Annotated in this window: 21 protein-coding genes; 10 read left to right on the forward strand and 11 right to left on the reverse strand. The window is 64.7% G+C overall.

What is annotated here, in order from left to right; genetic code table 11:
• Nucleotides 1-9: 9 nt before the first annotated feature.
• The 5 genes from JKG68_RS00575 to efp form a co-directional block, all read right to left on the reverse strand.
• Nucleotides 10-945: a Gfo/Idh/MocA family protein gene (locus JKG68_RS00575; RefSeq protein ID WP_202055146.1), complete on the reverse strand. Its 936-nt coding sequence runs from the start codon at nucleotides 943-945 to the stop codon at nucleotides 10-12.
• A 38-nt stretch (nucleotides 946-983) separates the two neighbouring features.
• Nucleotides 984-1,682 (reverse strand): RlmE family RNA methyltransferase, encoded by a 699-nt coding sequence (locus JKG68_RS00580; protein WP_202055147.1) that lies wholly within the window; start codon nucleotides 1,680-1,682, stop codon nucleotides 984-986.
• Nucleotides 1,679-2,746 carry a Ppx/GppA phosphatase family protein gene (locus JKG68_RS00585; RefSeq protein WP_202055361.1) on the reverse strand — a complete coding sequence of 356 codons (1,068 nt, stop codon included), beginning with the start codon at nucleotides 2,744-2,746 and terminating at the stop codon, nucleotides 1,679-1,681. Before JKG68_RS00585 ends, JKG68_RS00580 begins: the two co-directional genes overlap by 4 nt.
• A gap of 170 nt (nucleotides 2,747-2,916) precedes the next feature.
• Entirely contained in the window at nucleotides 2,917-4,101 is a 1,185-nt protein-coding gene (locus tag JKG68_RS00590) for an aminotransferase (RefSeq protein WP_202055148.1), read from the reverse strand.
• A 200-nt stretch (nucleotides 4,102-4,301) separates the two neighbouring features.
• Entirely contained in the window at nucleotides 4,302-4,868 is a 567-nt protein-coding gene (efp, locus tag JKG68_RS00595; protein WP_202055362.1) for an elongation factor P, read from the reverse strand.
• 153 nt (nucleotides 4,869-5,021) lie between these two features.
• On the opposite strand from efp, the gene epmA reads away from it, so the two are divergent.
• The 3 genes from epmA to JKG68_RS00610 all read left to right on the forward strand — a co-directional run bounded on the left by epmA (nucleotide 5,022) and on the right by JKG68_RS00610 (nucleotide 7,627).
• On the forward strand, nucleotides 5,022-6,074 hold the full coding sequence (epmA, locus tag JKG68_RS00600) for an EF-P lysine aminoacylase EpmA (protein ID WP_312890713.1): 1,053 nt from the start codon (nucleotides 5,022-5,024) through the stop codon (nucleotides 6,072-6,074).
• Nucleotides 6,071-7,120 carry a lysine-2,3-aminomutase-like protein gene (locus JKG68_RS00605; protein ID WP_202055149.1) on the forward strand — a complete coding sequence of 350 codons (1,050 nt, stop codon included), beginning with the start codon at nucleotides 6,071-6,073 and terminating at the stop codon, nucleotides 7,118-7,120. Before epmA ends, JKG68_RS00605 begins: the two co-directional genes overlap by 4 nt.
• A 126-nt stretch (nucleotides 7,121-7,246) precedes the next feature.
• Nucleotides 7,247-7,627: an SPW repeat domain-containing protein gene (locus tag JKG68_RS00610; RefSeq protein ID WP_202055150.1), complete on the forward strand. Its 381-nt coding sequence runs from the start codon at nucleotides 7,247-7,249 to the stop codon at nucleotides 7,625-7,627.
• Nucleotides 7,628-7,666: 39 nt separating this feature from the next.
• Here the strand turns inward: JKG68_RS00610 and arfB are convergent, their stop codons facing one another.
• The gene (arfB, locus tag JKG68_RS00615) at nucleotides 7,667-8,089 is read right to left on the reverse strand and encodes an alternative ribosome rescue aminoacyl-tRNA hydrolase ArfB (protein ID WP_202055151.1); all 423 of its coding nucleotides are present in this window, start codon (nucleotides 8,087-8,089) and stop codon (nucleotides 7,667-7,669) included.
• Nucleotides 8,090-8,248: 159 nt separating this feature from the next.
• On the opposite strand from arfB, the gene JKG68_RS00620 reads away from it, so the two are divergent.
• The 3 genes from JKG68_RS00620 (at nucleotide 8,249) to JKG68_RS00630 (ending at nucleotide 10,442) form a co-directional block, all read left to right on the forward strand.
• Nucleotides 8,249-9,175 carry an AEC family transporter gene (locus JKG68_RS00620; protein WP_202055152.1) on the forward strand — a complete coding sequence of 309 codons (927 nt, stop codon included), beginning with the start codon at nucleotides 8,249-8,251 and terminating at the stop codon, nucleotides 9,173-9,175.
• A 158-nt stretch (nucleotides 9,176-9,333) separates the two neighbouring features.
• Nucleotides 9,334-9,795 carry a DUF2059 domain-containing protein gene (locus tag JKG68_RS00625; protein WP_246515007.1) on the forward strand — a complete coding sequence of 154 codons (462 nt, stop codon included), beginning with the start codon at nucleotides 9,334-9,336 and terminating at the stop codon, nucleotides 9,793-9,795.
• A gap of 401 nt (nucleotides 9,796-10,196) precedes the next feature.
• Entirely contained in the window at nucleotides 10,197-10,442 is a 246-nt protein-coding gene (locus tag JKG68_RS00630) for a hypothetical protein (RefSeq protein WP_202055154.1), read from the forward strand.
• A 2-nt stretch (nucleotides 10,443-10,444) separates the two neighbouring features.
• Here JKG68_RS00630 and dprA read toward each other — a convergent pair whose 3' ends face one another.
• From dprA to JKG68_RS00650, 4 genes are read right to left on the reverse strand one after another with little or no spacing between them, the layout of a single operon-like run.
• Nucleotides 10,445-11,635, reverse strand: a complete 1,191-nt coding sequence (gene dprA, locus JKG68_RS00635; RefSeq protein ID WP_202055155.1) for a DNA-processing protein DprA — start codon at nucleotides 11,633-11,635, stop codon at nucleotides 10,445-10,447.
• A 4-nt stretch (nucleotides 11,636-11,639) separates the two neighbouring features.
• Nucleotides 11,640-12,263, reverse strand: coding sequence for a glycerol-3-phosphate 1-O-acyltransferase PlsY (plsY, locus tag JKG68_RS00640; RefSeq protein ID WP_246514988.1), 624 nt, complete (start codon nucleotides 12,261-12,263; stop codon nucleotides 11,640-11,642).
• Nucleotides 12,264-12,273: 10 nt separating this feature from the next.
• Entirely contained in the window at nucleotides 12,274-13,569 is a 1,296-nt protein-coding gene (locus JKG68_RS00645) for a dihydroorotase (RefSeq protein WP_202055156.1), read from the reverse strand.
• Nucleotides 13,570-13,613: 44 nt separating this feature from the next.
• On the reverse strand, nucleotides 13,614-14,561 hold the full coding sequence (locus tag JKG68_RS00650) for an aspartate carbamoyltransferase catalytic subunit (protein WP_202055157.1): 948 nt from the start codon (nucleotides 14,559-14,561) through the stop codon (nucleotides 13,614-13,616).
• A 359-nt stretch (nucleotides 14,562-14,920) separates the two neighbouring features.
• Here JKG68_RS00650 and topA point away from each other — a divergent pair, with 359 nt between their 5' ends.
• Complete coding sequence (gene topA / locus JKG68_RS00655; protein WP_202055158.1) at nucleotides 14,921-17,644, forward strand: type I DNA topoisomerase; 2,724 nt, start codon at nucleotides 14,921-14,923, stop codon at nucleotides 17,642-17,644.
• Nucleotides 17,645-17,649: 5 nt separating this feature from the next.
• Complete coding sequence (locus JKG68_RS00660; protein WP_202055159.1) at nucleotides 17,650-18,159, forward strand: MgtC/SapB family protein; 510 nt, start codon at nucleotides 17,650-17,652, stop codon at nucleotides 18,157-18,159.
• Here JKG68_RS00660 and JKG68_RS00665 read toward each other — a convergent pair.
• Nucleotides 18,148-18,336, reverse strand: a complete 189-nt coding sequence (locus JKG68_RS00665) for a hypothetical protein (RefSeq protein WP_202055160.1) — start codon at nucleotides 18,334-18,336, stop codon at nucleotides 18,148-18,150. The genes JKG68_RS00660 and JKG68_RS00665 overlap by 12 nt on opposite strands.
• Nucleotides 18,337-18,578: 242 nt before the next feature.
• On the opposite strand from JKG68_RS00665, the gene parE reads away from it, so the two are divergent.
• Both parE and rnr read left to right on the forward strand, forming a co-directional pair.
• On the forward strand, nucleotides 18,579-20,639 hold the full coding sequence (gene parE / locus JKG68_RS00670) for a DNA topoisomerase IV subunit B (protein ID WP_202055161.1): 2,061 nt from the start codon (nucleotides 18,579-18,581) through the stop codon (nucleotides 20,637-20,639).
• A gap of 415 nt (nucleotides 20,640-21,054) precedes the next feature.
• Nucleotides 21,055-23,382, forward strand: a complete 2,328-nt coding sequence (gene rnr, locus JKG68_RS00675) for a ribonuclease R (RefSeq protein WP_202055162.1) — start codon at nucleotides 21,055-21,057, stop codon at nucleotides 23,380-23,382.
• The last annotated feature ends 5 nt before the right edge of the window (nucleotides 23,383-23,387 follow it).

The raw sequence follows: 23,387 nt of genomic DNA on the forward strand, positions 1-23,387 counted from the left end.
GGGTGCAGATCACTCCTCGAACGCGTCCACCTGCACCCGCTTGCCGATCATGAATGCATCGGCCACGAGGCGGAACGGGGCGTCGTCGATCTCGGAGCGGCCGATGGTGAGCAGGGCGTCGAAGCGCCGGTAGATGCCCTCGTATTCCGCGGGCTTCTCCTGCACCACGAGGCGGCCGCCGATTTCGAGGCAGCTTCCGCCATGGGAGAGCTTCAGGGTCAGGCCGGCTTCGGTCTCCACCTCGATATCCCAGCTCTGCGGGCCTGTCTGGCGCCAGTCGAACACCGCCTGAAGATCGCCTGTGCCGTGGCTTGCCGAAAACGTCAGATTGGCCGCGATGGGAGCGTCTCGGTTGGCGGGAAACTCCAGGCTCGCATTCTTGATGAACACCGGCTCGGGCATGATGCGCGTGACGATGGACAGCGCGTTGATGCCGGGATCGAAGACCCCGAATCCGCCCGCCTCCCAGATCCATTGCTGGCCCGGATGCCAGTGCCGCACATCCTCCTTCCAGGTCACCTGAAGGCGCTTGATGGACCAGCCGGCAAGGGCCTTCTTGGCCTCGTCGACGGCCTTGTTGTACTGGGAATGCCAGGTGGTGAAGACCGTCTTGCCCATCTTGTCGGCAAGGTGCCTCAGGTCCTCCAGCTCGCTCAAGGTGGCGGCCGGCGGCTTTTCCAGGAGCACGCTCTTGCCGGCAAGCAGCGCCTCGCGGGCGATCACATACCGGACCTGCGGCGGGGTGCAGATCGCAACCGCCTCCACCTCGGGCAGCTTCAGGAGATCGTGGTAATCCTGAAAGGTGTGTTTCGCATCCTCATGCGAAAGCCCGCGCTGGCTCGACACCGCGAGAAGCTCGAAGTTCGGGTTGGCCTTGATGACGGGCAGATGCTGATCCTGCGCGATCTTGCCGAGGCCGATGATGCCGATCTGATGGGCTGCCATGTCTGGCTCCTTCGATTTCGAGGCTGATGCAAAGGCCTTCAGGCCGCAGGCGTCTCGTCCGCCCGCCCTCGGAAACCGGTCGCCAGCACATAGAGTTCCGCCGAATCGGCACGGCTCGCGGCAGGTTTCACGTGGCGGACCACGGCGAAATCCCGCTTCAGGTCGGCGAGAAGCTGGTTCTCCGTGCCGCCCTGGAACACCTTGGCCACAAAGGCGCCGCCGGGCGCCAGTATCTCGCGCGCGAAGTAGATGGCGGCTTCGGCGAGGCCGATAATCCGAAGATGATCGGTCTTCTTGTGGCCGGTGGTGTTTGCCGCCATGTCGGACATGACGATGTCGGCCGGGCCGCCCAGCATCTCGATGAGCTTGCCCGGCGCGCTCTCGTCCAGGAAGTCGAGCTGGATGAACTCCACGCCCGCCATGGGATCGATGGGCAGGAGGTCGATGCCGACGACCTTGCCCTTGGGACCCACCACCTTGGCGGCGATCTGGGACCAGCCGCCGGGCGCCGCGCCGAGATCGACGACCTTCTGGCCGGGCTTCAGGATCTTGTACTTCTCGTCGATCTCCAGGAGTTTGAAGGCCGCGCGCGAGCGGTAGCCCTCCCGCTTGGCGCGGGCGACGTAGGGGTCGTTGAGCTGGCGTTCGAGCCATTTCTGCGAGGAGAGTGACCGCTTGTTGGCGGTTTTCACCCGCTGCTTGAGATTGCGGACACCGGATCCGGTTTTCGTGCTCACCGCTGGCTGCCCCCTCGCCACACGGAATCCTCTCGCATCATGTTCATCAAAATTCCTTCGCGCAGTCCGCGATCCGCGATGCGCAGGCGCTCCGAGGGGAAAGCCCGCCGGATCGCTTCCAATATGGCGCAGCCTGCGAGAACCAGATCGGCGCGGTCCTTGCCGATGCAGGGATTCTCGGCCCGCTGCCTGAAGTCCGAATGCAGCAAACGCTCCATCACTGTCGAGATCTCGCCGTTGCGCATCCACATCCCATCGACCCGGCGCCGGTCGTAGCGCGCGAGCCCGAGATGAATACCCCCGACGGTCGTGACGGTTCCCGAGGTCCCGAGAAGATGGAAGTTCCGGGCCCGACCGGCCTCGGCGGCGCCGATGGCGAAATTCATGAGCAGGTCGGACACCTCCTCGACCATGTTCTCGAAGGTCTTGGGCGTCACGTCTATTCCGCCATGGCGCTCGGCCAGGGTCACCACGCCCACAGGCAGCGAGTCCCAGGCCCGTATCCGCTTGCACGGATCCGCGAAGGCATGCGGAGCCTGGCCGTCGAGCCACGCGATCTCGGTGGAGCCGCCGCCGATGTCGAAGATGATCACCGACTGCGCCTTGGGATCGACCAGGGACGCGCAGCCCGTCACGGCCAGATAAGCCTCCGTCTTGCGGTCGACGATCTCAAGCTCCAGATCGAGATCGCGCCGCACCCGCTCGATGAAGGCCGGGCCGTTCTGGGCGAGGCGGCAGGCCTCGGTGGCCACGAGGCGCGCCCGGATCACATCCTTGGCGATCATCTTCTCCCGGCAGACGCGAAGCGCCTCGAGGGTGCGCATGATCGCATCGTCGCTGAGGCGGTTTCCGAGCCCGAGCCCCTCGCCCAGGCGCACGATCCGCGAGAAGGCGTCCACGACCCGGAAGCCGAAATGTGCAGGCTCCGCAATGAGAAGGCGGCAGTTGTTCGTGCCGAGGTCGAGGGCCGCGTAGCTTCTGGACGTGCGCCGTCTCGGTTCCGTTCTGGCAGCCGGCGCCGGACGGTCGGCAACCCAGGATGAACCGTTCGCGGGCTCGATCAGCGGATCCGCGCGTCGGTCTCCCGGTTCTGTTGGTACGTCGGCTTTGACGGTCAAAACTCATTCCCCAGGCACCCCGGTGGGAATGCCCTCTTTGTCCTGAGAGTAACAACCGCCCTGCGGTCCTGCCAAGGGTGGAGCCGGCAGAATATCGTTTACCCCCGAAAGGGGTATCAGATCCGGAGCCCTCTCAGGCGCTCGGTCAGGCCACCCAGAACATCCGCCCCCACATTGGCGACGGCCACCCGCAGATGCCCCTCCTGGCCGGGGCCGAAATAGCTGCCCGGCAGGCACAGGACGCCGCGCTCGGTCGCCAATCGCTCCGCTACCTGCTGCGCCCTCACTCCCGGGAACGGGTGGCGCAGATAGGCGAAATAGGCGCCAGCCGACTCGATCGTCCATTCCGGCAGAGGCGCGAGCGCCTCCCGAAAAACCTGTGCACGCCCGTTGATCTCGGTCCTGTTGCCCTCGCGCCAGTCCCGTAGGGCGTCGATGGCCCAGGGCAGGGCGGCCTGGGCGGTGCGCGGGGCGCAGATCTGGATGCAGTCGAGAATTTTGGCTGCCTGCTCGATCAGCCGGGCATCCGCCATGATGGCGCCCGTGCGGTGTCCCGGAATCGCATAGGACTTCGAGAAGGAGTAGAGCTGGATCACCGTGTCGCGCCAGTCCTCGCCGGTAAAGAGGCCGTGCGGACGGTTCATCCCGTGCGGCAGGAAGTCACGATAAGTCTCGTCGATCACGAGATAAATGCCGCGCCGGCGGCAGAGCTGCGCAAAGCTCTCGATCACGTGGGCCGGATAGACGGCGCCTGTGGGATTGTTCGGCGTGACGAGGACCAGAGCCCTGACTTTATCGTCGATCAGGGCTTCCGCATCCTCGACGCGGGGCACGAAGCCGGCTTCCGGCCGGCATGGCAGCGGCCGCGGCTCGATGCCCAGCATCTCGAGGCTCATCTGGTGATTGAAGTACCAGGGCGTCGGCAGCAGCACGGCATCGCCGCGATGGGCCAGCAGCATCATGGCGGCAAAGAACGCCATGTTGCAGCCGGCGGTGATCGCGGTGTCGGCCGGCTCGATCCGGCCCTCGTAGATCCGCGAGAGCTCGGCCGCATAGGCTTCCCTCAGATCCGCATCCCCGTTGATCGGACTGTATTGCGAGCCAGCAGCCGAGCCTGCCGTGGCGGCCATGCGTTCCAGAAGGCTGGCGTGAGGCGGATTGCCCGGTACGGCTTGCGAGAGATTGATGAGCGGTCCGAAAGCTCCATCGTAGCGCTTGATCCAGCTCTGCGCCTCGGGAATCGGCGGGCTGCCCACATCGGCGACGAGAGAGTTGATGGGGTTCACAAGACCGCTCGTCATGAAACTGCGCGACTCCGAAACTGAAAAAGGGCAAGAGGCCGGTGAGCCTCCACCGAAACCGCCTGCCCTTCAAGGTCTGATTGGCCTTGCCTGCCGCCATGGCCGGGGTTGTCCCAACCATCCCGATTCTGAAAAGCGTTGCGCTTCCTCATATCGGGATCACCGACATAAGCCGATGATGATGGAGGGGGAGAAGGACCTTAGTCCTTCGCGCGCTCCACGTAGGAGCCGTCTTCGGTCATGATGACCACGCGGGTGCCGGCCTGGATGTGCGGCGGCACCAGGGTGCGCACGCCGTTCGACAGCATGGCGGGCTTGTAGGACGAGGAGGCCGTCTGGCCCTTCACGACCGGCTCGGTCTCGGTGATCTCGAGGGTCACGCGGGCGGGCAGCTCGATGGCGATCGGCACGCCGTTATGGGTCGAGAGCATCACGGCCATGTTTTCCTGAAGGTAAGGCTTCAGGTCGCCGATGATGTCCTGCGGAACCACAACCTGGTCGAAGGTTTCCGGGTTCATGAAGTGGAAGCCCTCGCCATCCTCGTAGAGGTAGGTGTGCTCGCGGTCTTCCACGAAGGCGCGCTCCACCTGCTCGGTGGTGCGGTAGCGCTCGGAGACCTTCACCCCGTCGGAGATGCGGCGCATGTCGAGCTGGGTAACCGGCGTGCCCTTGCCGGGATGGATGTTCTGGGCGGTGAGCACGACATAGAGCCTGCCGTCGATGTCGACGACATTGCCTTTGCGGAGCGTAGAGGCGATGACCTTCACGGGAAGCTTTCCTTGTGACAGATAGGGGCGCGTCGTGAGGGCCGGGTCGTCCTGCCCCAGTGGCGCCGAAAACGGTTTTGTGAGCCGCAAGTAGCCTATCTTCGCGCAAATCGCCAGTCCGACCTTAACGAGCCCTCTGGAAGGGAAAATTCCGTGCCCTCGCCCTCCCCCTGGTGGACACCGCATGTTCACGCCGACCGGCGCCCCTTTCTGATGGGGCGGAACCGCATCCAGGCGGCCCTGCGGGGCTTCTTCGCGGATCTGGATTTCGTGGAGGTCGACACGGCTACGCTCCAGGTCTCGCCAGGCAACGAGGCGCACCTTCATGCCTTCGCGACGGAGGCTGTCGGGCCCAACGGGTCGCGGGCGCCGCTCTACCTCCACACCTCGCCGGAATTTGCCTGCAAGAAGCTGCTCGCTGCAGGCGAGCCCCGGATCAGCTGCTTTGCCCATGTCTACCGCAACCGGGAGCGCGGCCCCCTGCACCACCCGGAATTCACCATGCTCGAATGGTACCGCGCGGGTGAGAGCTACGAGGCGCTGATGCAGGATTGCGGGCGGATCCTGGCTCTGGCCGCCGAAACCGTCGGCACCCGTACCCTCGCCTACCGGGGTCGTGAGACCGATCCTTTCCAGGAGCCGGAGCGCCTGAGCGTGGCCGAGGCGTTCTGGCGCTTTGCCGGGATCGATCTCCTCGCCTCTATCGACAGGAGTGGTGCGACGGACCGGGATCGCTTGGCCGCCGATCTGAGAGCCGCGGGCTTACGGGTTGCGGAGGACGACACCTGGTCGGACCTGTTCAGCCGGGTCATCGTGGAGCGCGTGGAGCCCCGTCTCGGCCTTGGGCGCGCCACGATCCTGGACGAATACCCCGTCGCGGAAGCAGCTCTCGCCCGTCCGACCGCGCAGGATCCCCGCGTGGCGGAGCGGTTCGAGCTCTATGCCTGCGGGGTCGAGCTCGCCAACGCCTTCGGGGAACTGACCGATGCGGACGAGCAGCGCCGCCGGTTCGAGGCTGAGATGCGTGAGAAGATGCGGGTTTATGGGGAAAGCTATCCCGTGGACGAGGATTTCCTGGCAGCCCTGGGCCACATGCCAGACGCCAGCGGCATTGCGCTCGGCTTCGACCGGCTCGTGATGCTGGCGACCGGCGCCTCCCGCATCGAGCAGGTGCTGTGGGCTCCCGTGCCGGAGACCCGCCCATGAACGCACAGCGCCCCATCCGCACCCCCGCAGATCTGCTGGACGCCGGCCTTGTAGCGCCCGAGCGCCTCGCCGAGATCGAAGGCGTGGCGGAGCGCTACGCCATTGCGGTCAGCCCCGCAATGGCCGCGCTGATCGACCGGGACGACCCCCATGACCCGATTGCCCGTCAATTCGTGCCGGACGCGTCCGAGCTGACCGTCACGCCCGAGGAGCGGGACGATCCCATCGGCGATCTCGCCCACAGCCCGGTCGAGGGCATCGTTCATCGCTATCCCGACCGCGTCCTGCTCAAGGCGGTGCATGTCTGCCCGGTCTACTGCCGCTTCTGCTTCCGGCGCGAGATGGTGGGGCCGCAAGGGCTCGGCACCCTGTCGCCTGAGGCCATGGACAAAGCCTTCGCCTATATCGCAGGCCACCCTGACATCTGGGAGGTGATCCTCACCGGCGGCGATCCCCTGGTGCTGTCCCCGCGCCGCCTTGCCGAGATCATGGGGCGGCTCGCCGCCATCGATCACGTGAAGATCGTCCGCTTCCACACCCGCGTTCCCGTGGTCGAGCCCGAGCGGATCGACGAGGATCTGATTGGAGCCCTGAAAGCGAGCGGCAAGACGGCCTATGTGGCGCTTCACGCCAACCATCCGCGCGAGCTGACCCCGGAAGCCCGCGCCGCCTGTGCCCGCCTCGTGGATGCAGGGATCGTCATGGTCAGCCAGTCGGTGCTGCTCAAGGGCGTCAACGACGATCCCGATACGCTCGCTGCCCTCATGCGGGCCTTCGTGGAAACGCGGGTCAAGCCCTACTACCTCCACCATCCCGACCTTGCTCCGGGCACAAGCCATTTCCGCCTCTCCATCGAGGAGGGCCGCGCGCTCCTCTCAAGCCTTCGGGGGCGGATCTCCGGTTTATGCCAGCCCACCTATATCCTCGACATTCCCGGCGGGCACGGGAAGGCGGTGATCGGGGCCAGTGCCATTCGCGAGAGCGGCGGCTGCCACACGGTCCTGGATTTCAGGGGTACGGAGCACATGTACCCGCCGCAAGAATAACATATGTTAGTTCAATGACTTCGAGACCCGAAGCCTCAAGGCCGAAGATGCGATTTCGGGAACATTGGAGCTCTCCGGTCTTTACTCCTGCACCGGTGCAAAGCCACCCATGTGTAAGGAATTCTCATGCGCTTCATCCCAACCCGCGTTCACGGTGCAGTCGACTACCTGACCGGTCTCGTCCTGATCATGGCTCCGTTCGTGCTCGGCTTTGCCGATAACGGACCTGCCCAATGGGTGCCCATGGTCCTCGGCGCGGCCATTCTGGTCATGAGCCTCATGACGAACTACGAACTGTCCTTGGCCAAGGTGATCCCGATGCCGGTGCATCTGGGCGTCGATGCGGCCGGCGGTCTCCTGCTCGCAGCCTCGCCCTGGCTCTTCGGCTTCGCCGATCAGGTTTTCTGGCCCCACCTCATCATCGGCATCCTGGAGATCGGCGCCGCGCTGACGACGCATACGACCCCCGACACGGCCGATGTCGGCGTGGGGCGGACCTACAGCTAAACGCCTCGGCCCCAAGGGTTCCCGAACCGGCTTTCACCGCTAATCGAAAGCCGGTTTGCCCGTGCGCCCCTTCTTGATCTCGGCTCTCCGCCCCTTCGCCTCCAGCCGACGCTTCTTGGAAGCGAGGGTCGGTCGCGTAGGGCGGCGCGGCTTCGGGCGCTCAGTGGCCTGACGGATCAGCTCGACCAGGCGCTCGACGGCATCCTCCCGGTTGCGCTCCTGCGTGCGGAAGCGCTGGGCGGTGATGATAAGCACGCCCTCGTTCGTCAGTCGCTTTCCGGCCAGCCTTTCCAGCTTTTCCTTTACGTAATCCGGCAGCGAGGGTGAATTGCGCACGTCGAAGCGCAGCTGGACGGCGGTTTCCACCTTGTTGACGTTCTGGCCTCCAGGACCCGAGGCGCGGATGAAGCTCTCCTGAAGCTCCGCCTCGTCGAGGGCGATCGAATTGGTCACGTGAATCATGAAAGCCTCGGGCAGGACGCAACAGGAAAAACTGGGGCGTGTAAGCTGAATTCCAATGCAAGCTTATCCGCCGCTTGTCGACTGCCGCGATAAGTTCTAAGCGCCTCATGCGCCCCGGTCCTGCTGGGTCCTGCGACCCCTCTCCTCCAGGGCTTTCCCATGTCGGCCGTTCTCGCCAGCCTGATCCCGACCTTTCTGATCATCGCCACCGGCTGGCTGTGCCGGGCCACGGATTTCGTGAGCGAGCAGCACTGGGCCGGACTCGAGCGGGCGACCTATGTGATCTTCTTTCCGGCCCTGATCATCGACACCCTGTCCCGGGCCGATTTGTCGTCGGTGCCGGTTCTGGGCGTGGGCGGGGCGCTCATCGGCGCCATCCTGTCCATGGCGGCGCTGGTGCTGGCTTTGCGGCCGTTCCTCGAGCGACGCCTGCGCATCGACGGCCCAAGCTTCACCTCGGTCTTCCAGGGTGCCACCCGGTGGAACACCTTTGTGGGCCTGGCCGTTGCCGGCAGCCTGTTCGGGCAGCGGGGCATCGCGCTGATCGCGGTGGCCATCGCGGCCATGGTGCCGCTGCTCAACCTTCTGGCCTTCTACGTCTTCATCCGCTTCGCCGGCAGGCCGAAGCAGAGCCCCTGGGACATCCTGCGCTCCTTCCTGACGAATCCCTTCATCTGGTCCTGTGCCGTGGGGCTGGCGCTCAACCTCCTGGCGCCTCCGCTGCCGAAGCCCCTCATGGGCTATATCGAAGTGATGGGACGGGCGGCGCTGGCGGCGGGCCTCCTGATCGTGGGAGCGGGTCTCGACATCCGGCGCCTTGCCAGTCCGGGATTGCCCCATGCCCTCGCGGCCGGGCTGAAGCTGGTTCTCATGCCGCTCCTCGCCGTGACCTTCGCGGGATTCATCGGCGTGAGCGGCGACGACATGACCGTCACGGTCATCGCCGCCTCGGTGCCTTCCGCCAGCGCGTCCTATGTGCTCGCCCGCCAGATGGGCGGCAACGCGTCCCTCATGGCCGAGATCCTGACCCTGCAGACCCTGATCGCCCTGCTCTCGATGCCTGTGCTGATCTCGCTCCTAAGCTGAGAAGCAGTGTTTTTGGGCCACCGGCGAAAGCCACTCCAAAGGGAAAGAGAGGTTTGCTCCTTTAACAGGCGCGTTATGTTATTAGATATAAGGCGTTCACGTGCCCCAACATCGGAGTGACTATGATCAGGACTGTGAAATGGATTGCGATCTTGAGCATGATCCTCATGCCGTTAACGGCCACAGCACAAACAACGCCTACGATCGATGACAAGGTTAAATACATTCTCGAAATCACCGAAGCTCAGAAGAGCTTCGACCTCGGCGTTGATTCAGTAAGGCCAGTGATGTTGCGGCAAATACAAGCCGCCTCCTCAAAAGTTACCCCAGAGATTGCAAACTACATTCTACAACTGATTGACGATGAAATCGCCAGCACGAAACCATTCATAATGGCATTCATAAACGACTACTTTAAGCGTAGCTTTACTGAGGAGGAAATTGGGGCCCTCTACGATTTCTACAAAACCCCGATCGGTGCTCGCTTAGCCTCTAAGACAAATTCTGTAATGAAGCAGGCTATGGCTGAAATCCAGTTGCTTCTGCAACGTGAATTCGCACCACGCATGAAAGAGAGGCTAAGCCGCGATGTGAAGCTGCGAGATGCCTTCAAGCAGTAGATGAGGATCAGATCCAGGAAATGCTCTTAAGACCTAATTCATGGCTTCGGCCGCAGGCTTAGTGGTGAAGTCTCCTTGATCTACCGCGGGCGATAAAACCCTTGGGGTCGACACGAAGCGCTTGCGAAGTCGTAATTTCGTTATGCCAAGCTCGACCTGCGATCGAAGCCATCTTGTGTGCTCACCCCCTGCGACTTCGCGCACGGACTGTCTATCAGCCACCGATCACAGTTTGAGCCGCTGCCTCAAACAGCCGTTATCTCTCGGAGCAGGATTAATCTCCCTTCTGGGTTGATGACACCTTTAGAACTACAACCTTAGGTCAAGTATATTGATCTTGTTTTATCTTTGGTTGTGCTGCTATCTAGATGGAGTGAAACAAAGAGACAGCTGTATCCTCCATGTCCAAAGCCATGCGCCGATCCGCAAAAGACCCGTCGCCGAAGCAGCAGGGTACGGTTGGTGAACAGGTCGGCTCGGCTGTGGCTGACATGTCGAGCGCTGAAACAGCCCAGTACATTGCCGAGTTTTCCGCGGAGCTGGCCTTTCTGGCCCGTGAGTCGAAGCTCGATCTTCTGGCCTACCTGCTCGACATGGCCCGGTTGGAAGCCATTCGAAGCGTCCAGGCGGGGCAGAAAGACCGATAGGGCTAACGGCCTGCGATCAGGGACACGGCATTGCCGCCGTGACGTTCCAGGCGCCCTGCGATCTCAAGCTCCAGCAGGCCCATCTGCACGGTGCGGATCGACAGGCCGGACTGCCTGACCAGGTCGTCGATGGCGATGGGCGAGGGCCCGAGCAGGGTGATCAGGCTTGCTGCTTCCTCATCGTCCCGGTCGTCGCCCGCTCCAAGGTCCGGCGTGACAGGCGTCACGGGAGCCCGCGCAACATCCGGCAGATCGAGCTCGTCCCACAATTCCTCGGATCCCAGAGCGTAGTGAGGCTCCTCGGCGCTCCTGTCGAGGCGAGGCCCCGAGGCGATCAGGGGTTCCAGCACGCTTGTCACATGCTCGATCCCGGCGCAGAGGGTGGCGCCGTCGCGGATGAGGTCGTTCGTGCCCTCGGCGCGCGGATCGAGCGGGGAGCCCGGCACGGCAAAGACCTCGCGCCCCTGCTCAAGGGCAAAGCGCGCGGTGATCAGGGAGCCGGAGCGCCGCGCCGCCTCGACCACGACAACCCCATAGGACAACCCTGAGACAATCCGGTTGCGGCGGGGGAAATCACGGCCCCGCGGCTCCCAGCCCATGGGCATCTCGGAGATCACCGCCCCGCCCTCCTCCACGATGGCCTGGAGCAGAGGCTCGTTCTGGGCAGGGTAGATCCGGTCGTGGCCGCCCGCGAGCACGGCGACCGTTCCCGTCTGCAAGGTCGCCTTATGGGCCTTCGTGTCGATGCCTCGCGCAAGGCCGGACACCACCACGTAACCGGCCTCGCCCAGCTGCCGGGACAGGCGCTCGGCGAAGGTCAGGCCGGAGGCGGAGGCGTTGCGGGAGCCGACGATGGCAACGGAGGGCTTTGCCAGCACGTCGCTGGAGCCGCGAAGCGCGATCAGGGGCGGCGCGGTGTCAACGGCCTGCAGGGTTTTCGGATAATCCGGCTCGCCCATGGCGATGAAGCGCACGCCCATCCGTGTCGCCGCCGCGATCTCCTTCTCGGCCTCGGCACGGCTGGTGACCTTCAGGAGCAGGCGCCCGCCGCGACGGGCGAGATCGGGCAAGGCTTCCAGCGCTGCGGCCGCGCCGCCATACTGATTGACCAGGGCCCGGAAAGTTCTGGGGCCGACATTCTCCGAGCGGATGAGGCGAAGCCAGTCGAGACGCTGCTCATCCGTCAAGATCATGCCTTTAGCCCTTCTGCCCGATCTTGCCTTCGGTCCCGGCCAGAAGGCGGCTGATGTTCTCGCTGTGCTTCCACCAGAGAAGCGCCACGAGGATCACCGTCATGCCCGCCATTCCAGGCTCGCCCAGAAGCCAAAGGACAACCGGCGTCGCGGCGCTGGCGACGAGGGCCGACAGGGAGGAATAGCGGGTCGTGAAGGCAAGCCCGAGCCAGACGGCCGCAAAGATCAGGGCCGCCAAGGGCTTCAACCCGATCAGCACGCCGATGAAGGTGGCAACACCCTTGCCGCCCTTGAACTTGAGCCACACCGGAAACAGGTGGCCCAGGAAGGCGCCCAGGGCGGCGATCGTCGCAAGCTGCGCTCCCCAGACATAATAGGCGATGAGCACGGCCGCCGTGCCCTTGAGTGCATCTCCCAGCAGGGTCGCGGCCGCAAGCCCCTTGCGGCCGGTTCTCAGCACGTTGGTCGCGCCAATATTGCCGGACCCGATCTTCCGCACGTCGCCGAGCCCCGCCATGCGGGTGAAGATCACCCCGAAGGGAATGGAGCCGAACAGGTACCCAAGCACCAGGGCGGAGAGAACGGAGAGCCAGATCATCGATTCGGGCACGATTGCAGGGTCGGACATCTATTTCTCGTTACATCGTATCGCGCTGAAAGACTATCCTGCCTGCAACCATTGTTGTGGTCACCTGCCCTTCCAGGCGGGCTTCATCGAAAGGCGTGTTCTTGGACAGGGAGCGAAGCTGGCGCTTGTCGAGGACATATGGGGCATCGGGATCGAAGACAATGAGATCGGCGGGAGCGCCGACCGCGAGCCGTCCTCCGGGAAGCCCAAGAACCTCCGCAGGCCTCGTGGACAGCGCCCGCAGGAGCCCTGGCAGGGAGATGCGGCCTGCATGGACGAGGCGCAGCGCGGCCGACAGCAGGGTCTCGAGCCCGACCGCTCCGTTGGCCGCCTCCGAGAAGGGCAGTCGCTTGGTCTCCACATCCTGTGGATTGTGGTCCGAGACGATCACGTCGATGGTCCCGTCGGCCAGCGCCTCGATCATCGCCTGCCGGTCGTCCTCGTGCCGAAGGGGCGGCGAAAGCTTCAGGAAGGTGCGGTAATCGCCGATGTCGTTTTCGTTGAGCGCAAGATGGTTGATGGAGACGCCGCAGGTGACCGGCAGCCCCCTCGCCTTAGCGGCGCGCACGATCTCGGCCGAATCGGCGCATGAGATCATGGCCGCGTGGTAGCGCCCGCCCGTGAGGCGCACGAGGCGGATGTCGCGCTCCAGCATCACGGTCTCGGCCTCGCGCGGGATGCCGGGAAGACCGAGTCGTGCCGAAAACTCGCCCTCGTTCATCACGCCCTGGCCGACGAGATCCGGATCCTCCACGTGGTGGATGATCAGCGCGTCGAAATCGCGGGCGTAGGTGAGCGCCCGGCGCATCACCTGGGCGTTGGTGACCGGGTGTGCCCCATCGGTGAAGGCGATGGCGCCGGCCTCCTTGAGACGGCCGATCTCCGCCATCTCCCCACCCTTCAGTCCCTTGGTCAGGGCGGCGGCCGGACGGATGTTGACGATGGAGGTGTCGCGGGCGCGGCGCACGATGAAGTCGATCACCGCCGGATCGTCGAGAGCCGGGCTGGTGTCCGGCATGGACACTACGGTGGTGACCCCGCCGGCCGCCGCCGCCTCGCCGGCGCTCTTCAGGGTTTCCCGGTAAGGACCGCCCGGCTCGCCGATGAACGCGCGCATGTCGATGAGACCCGGGCTGAGCACCTGCCCGCCGCAATCGATCACCTGCGCGTCCTCAGCCTGCGTGACCTGCGGCCCGACTTCCTGGATCACACCGTCGCGCACCAGGACGGCGCCGCGTTGCTCCCGGCCGCCGGCGGGGTCGATCAGGCGGGCGTTTTTCAGCAGGATCGGTTGTTCAGTGGGCATTACGGATGGTCTCCTTTCCCTCTCCCGTACGGGAGAGGGATTTCTCACGCGTTCGGCAGATGGCTCGCCAGAGCCTCCAGCACGGCCATGCGCACGGCAACGCCCATTTCGACCTGTTCGCGGATCAGGGACTGCGCCCCGTCGGCCACGTCGGACGAGATTTCCACGCCCCGGTTCATGGGCCCGGGGTGCATCACGAGGGCGTCGGGCTTGGCATAGCCGAGCTTCTCCTGATCGAGCCCGTAGAAGCGGAAATATTCTTTGACGGAAGGCACGAAGGAGCCGTTCATCCGCTCGAGCTGGAGGCGCAGCATCATGACGATGTCGGCGTCCTTGAGCCCCTCACTCATGCTGGTGAAGGTTTCGAACCCGAGCCGCGCGATCCCCGGCGGCAGCAGGGTCGAGGGCGCCACGAGGCGCACCCGCGCCCCCATGGCGGCGAGCAGGATCATATTGGAGCGCGCCACCCGCGAATGCAGGATATCGCCGCAGATCGCCACCGTGAGGCCCTCGATGCGGCCCTTGTTGCGCCGGATGGTGAGCGCGTCCAGCAGCGCCTGGGTCGGGTGCTCGTGGGCGCCGTCGCCGGCGTTGACCACCGAGCAGTCGACCTTCCGGGCCAGCAAATGCACCGCGCCCGCCGCATGGTGGCGCACCACGATAATGTCGGGCCGCATGGCGTTCAGGGTCGCCGCCGTGTCGATCAGCGTTTCACCCTTCTTCACCGAGGACGAGGCCACCTGCATGTTCATCACATCGGCGCCGAGCCGCTTGCCGGCGATCTCGAAAGAGGACTGCGTGCGGGTGGAGGGCTCGAAGAAGAGATTGATCTGGGTGCGGCCCCGCAGGCTCGATTTTCTCTTTTCGACCTGCCGGCTCACCTCGACCTGGGCGTCGGCCAGATCGAGAAGCGCCTTGATATCCAAAGGAGACAGCCCCTCGATTCCGAGGAGATGCCGGTGGCGAAAAACGGATCGGGGGGCGTCTGTCATCTTAAAGAAACGGCTATAGGCGCTCCGGAAACGGGCGGCAAGCAAGGGTTTCGGCTTTGGGTGAGATTATGCCCAGGCTCCCCTGCCCCGGCTCTGCCGCCTCCCAAATCAGGCAGTCCTTTACCCTCGCCGGACCTGCCCTTGGCTCCGAGATCGGGGGGCTGCCGGCGAACGGCTCAGCCTTGAAACCCTTGCTGGAGCACGCCCTCGTCGCCATATCTTTTGTCCATGGGCAAGTCCGATTTGACTTGTCCGCAATCATCAACCACTTATCCCGCCCTGCGACGGTCAGGGGCTGACCGCCGTGTCTCGCCTTGACAGCAGGGCGTCCGCTCGCTGCCGCTTTTAGGAAGTCGTTCATGAAAGTCCTCGTCGTCGAGTCGCCTGCGAAGGCCAAGACGATCAACAAGTATCTCGGCAAGGACTATGAGGTCCTGGCCTCCTTCGGGCATATCCGCGATCTGCCCGCCAAGGATGGCTCGGTCGACCCGGATGCCGATTTCCGCATGATCTGGACGCTGGAGGACAGGGGCTCGAAGCGGGTCTCCGACATCGCCAAGGCGATCAAGGGAGCCGAGAAGCTTATCCTGGCCACCGATCCTGACCGCGAGGGCGAGGCGATTTCCTGGCACGTTCTGGAGGCGCTGCGCGAAAAGCGGGTCCTGAAGGACCTGCCCGTCGAGCGTGTGACCTTCAACGCCATTACCAAGGACGCGGTCCAGGCCGCCCTGCGCCAGCCGCGCCAGATCGACCAGGCGCTGGTCGATGCGTATCTCGCCCGCCGCGCCCTCGATTACCTCGTGGGCTTTACCCTCTCCCCGGTCCTGTGGCGCAAGCTGCCCGGCGCCCGTTCGGCCGGCCGCGTCCAGTCGGTGGCGCTGCGCTTGGTCTGCGACCGGGAGCTTGAGATCGAGACCTTCAAGCCCCGGGAATACTGGTCGCTGATCGCCACCCTCGCCACCAAGGAAGGCGGCGTGTTCGACGCCCGCCTCGTGGGCGCCGACGGCAAGAAGATCCAGCGCCTCGACATCGGCAACGGACAGGACGCCGAGGCCTTCAAGAAGGACCTGGAGCTTGCCACCTTCTCGGTGGCGAACATCGAGGCCAAGCCCGCCAAGCGCCACCCCTACCCGCCGTTCACCACCTCGACCCTGCAGCAGGAGGCCTCGCGCAAGCTGGGGCTGGCGCCGGCCCAGACCATGCGCATCGCCCAGCGCCTTTATGAGGGCGTGGATATCGGCGGCGAGACGGTCGGCATCATTACTTATATGCGTACCGACGGCGTCGACATGGCGCCCGAGGCCGTGCAGGCCGCCCGCCGGGTGATCGGCAAGGAATACGGCGACCGCTACGTGCCGGGCGCCCCGCGCAAGTACTCGACCAAGGCCAAGAACGCCCAGGAGGCCCACGAGGCCATCCGGCCGACGGACATGGGCCGCCTGCCGAAACAAATCGCGAAGTACCTGGAACCCGAGCAGGCGCGCCTCTACGACCTGATCTGGACCCGCACCATCGCGAGCCAGATGGAATCGGCGGAGCTGGAGCGCACCACGGCCGACATCGCGGCCCAGGTGGGCCCGCGCAAGCTGGACCTGCGAGCGACCGGGCAGGTGATCAAGTTCGACGGCTTCCTGACGCTTTATAATGAGAGCAAGGACGACGAGGCGGACGAGGACGAAGGCCGCCTGCCGCCCATGAAGGCGGGCGATCCGCTGGAGCGCCGCCGCATCAACGCGAGCCAGCACTTCACCGAGCCGCCGCCGCGCTACTCGGAAGCCTCGCTGGTCAAGCGCATGGAAGAGCTCGGCATCGGCCGCCCCTCGACCTATGCCGCCGTGCTGCAGACCCTCCGGGACCGTGAATACGTCAAGATCGAGAAGAAGCGCCTTGTCCCCGAGGACAAGGGCCGCATTGTCACCGCCTTCCTGGAGAGCTTCTTCCGCCGTTACGTGGAGTACGATTTCACGGCGGACCTGGAGGAGCAGCTCGACCGGGTCTCGAACAACGAGATCGACTGGAAGCAGGTGATGCGCGAGTTCTGGAACCACTTCTCGGCCGCCATCGGCGAGACCAAGGAGCTGCGCACCACGGAAGTGCTCGATGCCCTCAACGAGCTGCTCGGCCCGCACATCTTCCCGGACAAGGGCGACGGCTCCAATCCGCGCACCTGCCCGACCTGCGGCACGGGTCAGCTTTCGCTGAAGCTCGGCAAGTTCGGCTCCTTTATCGGCTGCTCGAACTATCCCGAGTGCAAGTTCACCCGCCAGCTTGCCGCCACCGGCGTCGATGGCGACGGGGAAGGCTCATCCGAGAACGGCGGCCAGCCTGGCGTGAAGGTGCTGGGCGACGACCCGGAGACGGGCCTCCAGGTGACCCTGCGCGACGGGCGCTTCGGCCCCTTCGTTCAGCTCGGCGAAGGCGAGAAGCCCAAGCGCTCCTCCCTGCCGAAGGGCCTGTCCCCCGCTCAGGTGGACCTGGAAAAGGCTTTGAAGCTGCTGGCGCTGCCGCGTCAGGTGGCGGTCCACCCTGAATCGGGCGAGCCGATCCTGGCGAGCATCGGGCGCTACGGTCCTTATGTTCAACACGGCAAGACCTACGCCAATCTGGGCGCGGGCGACGACGTGCTGGAGATCGGTGCGAACCGGGCCATCGACCTGATCGTCACCAAGGAAAGCGGAGGCGGCGGCGCCCGGCGGGGGGCGGCCGATCCCGGCCGTCCGCTGGGCGAGGATCCGGAGTCCGGCAAGCCCATCGTGGTCAAGGCCGGGCGCTTCGGCCCTTACGTGACCGACGGCGAGACCAACGCCACTCTGCCGAAGGCCGTTACGGCCGAGGCCGTGACGCTGGACGAAGCCATTGCCCTTCTCGTCGCCCGTCGCGCCGCAGGCCCGTCCAAGAAGCCCGCTCGCGGCCGCAAGGCTCCGGCCAAGAAAGCTCCGGCCAAAAAGGCCGCCGCCAAGGCGCCTGCCGCGAAGAAGGCCTCGGTGAAGACACCCGCCAAGGCGGCAGCCAAGAAAGCTGCCGTCAAGAAGCCGGCGGCCAAGAAGGCGGCTTCGACCAAGAAGGCTGCCGGGGCAGGTTGAACTCGATGAATCAGTGGCTGTCCTGGCTCTCGGTGGAGTATGCCGATCAGATCGAGATGACGCTCCGTCTTTTCGGAGCGACCGTCGCCGGCATGATCATCGGCATCAACCGTGACATTCACAACAAGCCGATCGGGATGCGGACCCTGGGCCTCGTGGCGCTCGGCTCCGCCATCGTGATCCTGTCCGGTTCGGTCTATGAGGGGCTGCATTTCGGGCAGGATGCGGTGAGCCGCGTCGTTCAAGGCATCCTGACGGGTCTCGGATTTCTGGGCGCCGGGTCAATCCTGCGGGGGAAGGACGGGACGGAGGTTCAGGGCCTGACCACGGCCTCGACCGTGTGGATTGCAGCGGCTCTTGGGGTGACGGCAGGCTTGGGCGCCTGGTTCATCACCATCGCCGGCACCCTCGTGACGCTCTTGCTTCTGACCTACGGCACGCGCCTTGAACGGAGGCTCATCCGTATCTTCGGCAAGAGCAACAGCACCGAGGCGGATCAGGCCTTAGAAGACTAGCGCGAGTCCCAGCACGGCAACGGCCGCCATGGAGAGCCAGACGAGGCTCGGCCCATAGGAACGATTGGGAGCGGGCATGGCATCCGGCTCGTCGAAGGCAAAAGCCTCGCCTGCAGTGCGCGCCGCGCGGTCAAGGTGAAGCTTGCGTGCCGGTCCCAAAGCTGTCCGCGTGGTCACGATTAATCTCCCGTTAAGCTCATGCTTAACCATCCAACGTGAATGGAATTTAAACAGTTCCTGATGACAGCTGGAAGACATCCTTTAGAGGGAATCGGATGGTAACCTTTACAGGCTAACCAGAGCCTCAATTTTGTGGCTCGTGACGTCGAACCGCTCTTCCTGTTTCCGTTTTGTTCACGTATAAAAACGGTATGGGATATAGTGTAAAGAAACGCGAATCATCACGGACCAAGGTCCCAATGACAGATAATGACGATCTCTTCGGGGGCGGAACGGCCAAGCGCGCCACGCCCGCCTCGGCCCGCAACGCCGCCGTCAAGGTGTCTCGTCCGGCTCCTCAGGCCGGCACGCCTGACGAGGCCGGCTACGACGCGTCGGCCATCGAGGTGCTGGAGGGGCTCGAGCCCGTCCGCCGCCGTCCGGGCATGTATATCGGCGGCACGGACGAGAAGGCCCTGCACCATCTGTTCGCCGAGGTGATCGACAACTCCATGGACGAGGCGGTCGCAGGCCATGCGACCTTCATCGAGGTGGAGCTGGAGGAAGGCGGCTGGCTGTCGGTGACCGACAACGGGCGCGGCATCCCGGTCGACCCGCATCCCAAGTTCCCGAAGAAGTCGGCGCTCGAGGTCATCATGACCACGCTGCATGCGGGCGGCAAGTTCGACTCGAAGGTCTACGAGACCTCGGGCGGCCTGCACGGCGTCGGCGTGTCGGTGGTGAACGCCCTTTCCGAGATCCTCGAGGTCGAGGTGGCGCGCGGCCAGACCCTCTACCGCCAGATCTTCACCCGCGGCACCCCCAAGGGAAAGCTGGAAACCGTGGGCCGGGTGCTCAACCGCCGCGGCACCAAGGTGCGCTTCAAGCCCGATCACCAGATCTTCGGCGCGGACGCCCATTTCCAGCCCCGTCGCCTGTTCAAGATGGCTCGTTCGAAGGCCTATCTGTTCGGCGGCGTGGAAATCCGCTGGAAATGCGCCCCGTCCCTGATCGAGGGAGCTACCAACGTTCCGGCGGAAGCCACCTTCAAGTTCCCGAATGGCCTCAAGGACTACCTGCTCCACGACATCGAGGGGAAGGAGCTGGTCACGGACCAGATCTTCGCAGGCAAGATCACCAAGCCCGGCAGCCACGGCTCGCTGGAATGGGCGGTCGCCTGGATGGCGAACGAGGACGGGTTCTCCACCTCGTACTGCAACACGGTGCCCACCCCTGAGGGCGGCACGCACGAGAACGGCCTTCGCATCGCCCTGCTGCGGGCCCTGCGCGACCATGCCGAGCGCGTGAACCAGGCCAAGCGCATGGCGGCGGTGACCACCGACGACGTGATGGCCACCTGCGCCTCCATGCTGTCGGTGTTCATCCGCGAGCCGGAGTTCCAGGGCCAGACCAAGGACAAGCTGGCCACCGTCGAGGCCGGGCGCATCGTCGAGAACGCGATCCGCGACACCTTCGACCATTGGCTCGCCGCCTCGCCGCAACAGGCCAACAAACTCCTCGACTGGGTGATCGACCGGGCCGAGGAGCGCCTGCGCCGCCGCCAGGAGAAGGAGGTCGCCCGCAAGACCGCCACCCGCAAGCTGCGCCTTCCCGGCAAGCTGGCGGATTGCTCGAACGCTGGCGCGAAAGGCTCCGAGCTGTTCATCGTTGAGGGCGACTCGGCGGGCGGCTCCGCCAAGCAGGCGCGCGACCGCGCCAGCCAGGCTGTGCTTCCCCTGCGTGGAAAGATCCTGAACGTGGCCTCGGCCGGCAAGGAGAAGCTGCACCAGAACCAGCAGCTCTCGGACCTCGTCCAGGCTCTCGGCTGCGGCACGGGCTCGCAGTACCGCGATGCCGACCTTCGCTACGAGAAGGTTGTCATCATGACCGATGCGGACGTGGACGGCGCCCACATCGCCTCGCTGCTGATCACCTTCTTCTACCGGCAGATGCCCCGCCTCATCGACGAGGGGCACCTGTATCTTGCGGTCCCGCCCCTTTACCGGCTGACGCTAGGGTCGAAATCGGCCTATGCCCGCGACGATGCCGATAGGGAACGGCTCATGAAAACGGTGTTCAAGGGCAGCGGCAAGGTCGAGATCGGCCGCTTCAAGGGCCTTGGCGAGATGCTGCCGGCCCAGCTCAAGGAAACCACCATGGACCCCAAGAAGCGCCTGCTTCTGAAGGTGGTGGTCAACGCGGACGACAAGCCGGAGGCAAGCGATGCGGTGGAGCGCCTGATGGGCAACAAGCCCGAAGCCCGCTTCGCCTTCATCCAGGAACGCGCCGCCTTCGCCGATGAGGCGGATCTGGACATCTGAACACGACGGCCCGGGGCAGCTCAGCGCGATTTTCGGGTACCCTGTCCGGTTTCATCCCCGGCGCACGAAGTGCGGGAAGGAAATCCGTCCGCCGAGTGTGGATCCCCTTCCCTCGCCTGCGGCTCGCCGGGGATGACAAGGAATATCCGAGGGCTCGAAACTTTTTTTAAAAATTTTTCGACTCCCCTGGAACCATCCCCGTCGAGGGAAGTTGTACAAGCTCACCGGCTCATTCTGCCCCCACGGGCCGGTCCCTCAAAGGCTCCGTTCGCGGGGCCTTATTTTTTTGTCCGCACGGCAAATCGCCTCGATGGATCTCTTGCCCCGCACAAGCGTCATCCCTCTGGCGGGCTGCGCACTAGCCGCGGCCAAGCTTGCATGCGACAAGACCCGATGAACCCAACGAGCTTCTCCCTTGGCCAAACGTCCGAAATCTGACCACGCCGCCGCTCCCCCATCCCGCGAGGATGTCGTCTCCTTCATCGCCAGTGCCCAGGGCAAGGTGGGCAAGCGGGAGATCGCGCATCACTTCAACATCAAGGGGAACGATCGCATCTGGCTCAAGCAGATCCTCAAGGACCTTGAGATCGAAGGCGTGGTCGACCGCAGGGGCAAGACGGTCCACAAGGCAGGCCAGCTGCCGCCGGTCGTGCTGGCGGACATCACCAAGCGGGACAGGGACGGAGAGCTCATCGCCGTACCCACGGAGTGGGACGAGGAGGAGCACGGCTCCATTCCGACGATCATTATCCTGTCGCCCCGCAAGCCGCGCCCCGGCATGCCCGTGGCAGGCGTAGGCGACAGGGCGCTTCTGCGCGTCGATCCGCTGAAACCAGGCGATATTCACCGCTATTCCGGCCGCGTTACCAAGATCATCGCCAAGAAGCAGGCGCAGGTGCTCGGCATCTTCCGGGCCATGCCGGAAGGCGGCGGCAGGCTCATTCCTGTCGACAAGAAGGCCCGCGAGCAGGAATTGCAGATCAAGCCAGGGGACGAAGGCGAGGCGCAGGATGGCGACCTGATCGCCGTGTCCATCGTCAAGCATGGACGCTTCGGCCTGCCCACCGCCAAGGTCAAGGAAAGGCTGGGCTCCGTCAAATCCGAGAAGGCGGTCAGCCTCATCGCGATCTTCGCCCACAACATTCCCAACGAATTTCCGAAAGCCGTTCTTGACGAGGCCGAGAAGGTTCAGCCGGTCTCCCTGGAGGGACGCGAGGACTGGCGGGACCTTCCCCTCGTCACCATCGACCCTCCGGATGCCAAGGACCACGACGACGCGGTTCATGCGGTACCGGACGACAGCCCCGACAACGCGGGCGGCTATGTGGTCACCGTCGCGATCGCGGACGTGGCCGCCTATATCCGGCCGGGCTCCGCCATGGACAACGAGGCGCAGGAGCGCGGCAACTCGGTCTACTTCCCCGACCGGGTGGTGCCCATGCTGCCGGAGCGGATCTCGAACAATCTCTGTTCCTTGAGGCCGCGCGAGGACCGCCCGGCGCTCGCGGTGCGCATGGTGATCGGCCCCGATGGCCGCAAGAAGAGCCATACCTTCCACCGGATCATGATGCGGTCGGCGGAGAAGCTGTCCTACCAGCAGGCGCAGGCCGCCATCGACGGACACCCGGATGAGGTCACGAAGCCTATTCTCGACACGATCCTCAAGCCTCTCTGGGCGGGCTACGAGCTTGTAAGACGAGCCCGCGATATTCGAGAGCCGCTCTTCCTCGACCTTCCCGAACGCAAGATCGTGCTCAATCCCGACGGCACCGTGGATCGCGTCTTCGTGCCCGAGCGGTTGGAGGCCCACAAGCTCATCGAGGAGTTCATGATCCTCGCCAATGTGGCGGCGGCCGAGAGCCTGGAGAAGGTCGAAACCGACCTGATCTACCGTGTCCACGACGAGCCTTCGCTTGAAAAGATGCGCTCCTTGAGCGAGGTGCTGGCCTCCATCGGCCTCAAGATTCCGGGACAGGGGCCGATCAAGCCGGAGCTGTTCAACCGGATCCTGCGCAGCGTGGAGGGCTCCGAGCACCAGCTCTTCATCAACGAGGTGGTGCTGCGCTCCCAGTCCCAGGCCGAATATTCGGCGGAAAACTACGGCCATTTCGGCCTGAACCTCAGGCGCTATGCTCACTTCACCTCCCCCATCCGCCGCTATGCGGACCTGATCGTGCACCGGGCCCTCGTCAGCGGCCTCAAGCTCGGCAAGGACGGGCTGCCCTCCGGCACGACCCGGGCGGAGCTGATCGAGATCAGCGCCAAGATCTCGGCGGCGGAGCGGCGGGCCATGGCGGCGGAGCGTGAGACAATCGACCGCCTGATCGCGCACTTCCTCGCCGACCGGATCGGAGCCACATTCGATGGGCAGATCTCCGGCGTGTCGAAGGCGGGCCTCTTCATCAAGCTGCATGAGACCGGCGCGGACGGCTTCATCCCGGCGGCCACCATCGGCAACGATTACTATCGCTACGACGAGAAGACCCACTCCATGCGCGGCGACGACACGGGCGAAACCTATCGCCTTGGCGACAAGGTGCAGGTGAAGCTGGTCGAGGCCGCGCCGGTGGCCGGTGCGCTGCGGTTCGAGCTGCTCACCAAGGGCCGCTTCACCGGAAAGACAGGGGCAGCCACGAAGGGCGCGAAGCGTCCCCATCGCGGCTTCAAGGCAGGCAAGGCGCCTCCGCCGAGCGGCCGCTCCCCGACCAGGGTCAAGGTCAAGCGGCGCGGAGGCGCCCAGTAAGGATA

It is taken from the genome of Microvirga aerilata, assembly GCF_016743775.1.
GTDB classification, from domain to species: Bacteria; Pseudomonadota; Alphaproteobacteria; order Rhizobiales; family Beijerinckiaceae; genus Microvirga; species Microvirga aerilata.

Coding starts and splice junctions, on each gene's coding strand:
- JKG68_RS00575 (WP_202055146.1), bottom strand. CDS start 945: ATGGCAGCCCATCAGATCGGCATCATCGGCCTCGGCAAGATCGCGCAG.
- JKG68_RS00590 (WP_202055148.1), bottom strand. CDS start 4,101: ATGACGAGCGGTCTTGTGAACCCCATCAACTCTCTCGTCGCCGATGTG.
- JKG68_RS00605 (WP_202055149.1), top strand. CDS start 6,071: ATGAACGCACAGCGCCCCATCCGCACCCCCGCAGATCTGCTGGACGCC.
- JKG68_RS00610 (WP_202055150.1), top strand. CDS start 7,247: ATGCGCTTCATCCCAACCCGCGTTCACGGTGCAGTCGACTACCTGACC.
- arfB (WP_202055151.1), bottom strand. CDS start 8,089: ATGATTCACGTGACCAATTCGATCGCCCTCGACGAGGCGGAGCTTCAG.
- JKG68_RS00620 (WP_202055152.1), top strand. CDS start 8,249: ATGTCGGCCGTTCTCGCCAGCCTGATCCCGACCTTTCTGATCATCGCC.
- JKG68_RS00625 (WP_246515007.1), top strand. CDS start 9,334: ATGATCCTCATGCCGTTAACGGCCACAGCACAAACAACGCCTACGATC.
- JKG68_RS00630 (WP_202055154.1), top strand. CDS start 10,197: ATGTCCAAAGCCATGCGCCGATCCGCAAAAGACCCGTCGCCGAAGCAG.
- dprA (WP_202055155.1), bottom strand. CDS start 11,635: ATGATCTTGACGGATGAGCAGCGTCTCGACTGGCTTCGCCTCATCCGC.
- plsY (WP_246514988.1), bottom strand. CDS start 12,263: ATGTCCGACCCTGCAATCGTGCCCGAATCGATGATCTGGCTCTCCGTT.
- JKG68_RS00645 (WP_202055156.1), bottom strand. CDS start 13,569: ATGCCCACTGAACAACCGATCCTGCTGAAAAACGCCCGCCTGATCGAC.
- JKG68_RS00650 (WP_202055157.1), bottom strand. CDS start 14,561: ATGACAGACGCCCCCCGATCCGTTTTTCGCCACCGGCATCTCCTCGGA.
- topA (WP_202055158.1), top strand. CDS start 14,921: ATGAAAGTCCTCGTCGTCGAGTCGCCTGCGAAGGCCAAGACGATCAAC.
- JKG68_RS00660 (WP_202055159.1), top strand. CDS start 17,650: ATGAATCAGTGGCTGTCCTGGCTCTCGGTGGAGTATGCCGATCAGATC.
- parE (WP_202055161.1), top strand. CDS start 18,579: ATGACAGATAATGACGATCTCTTCGGGGGCGGAACGGCCAAGCGCGCC.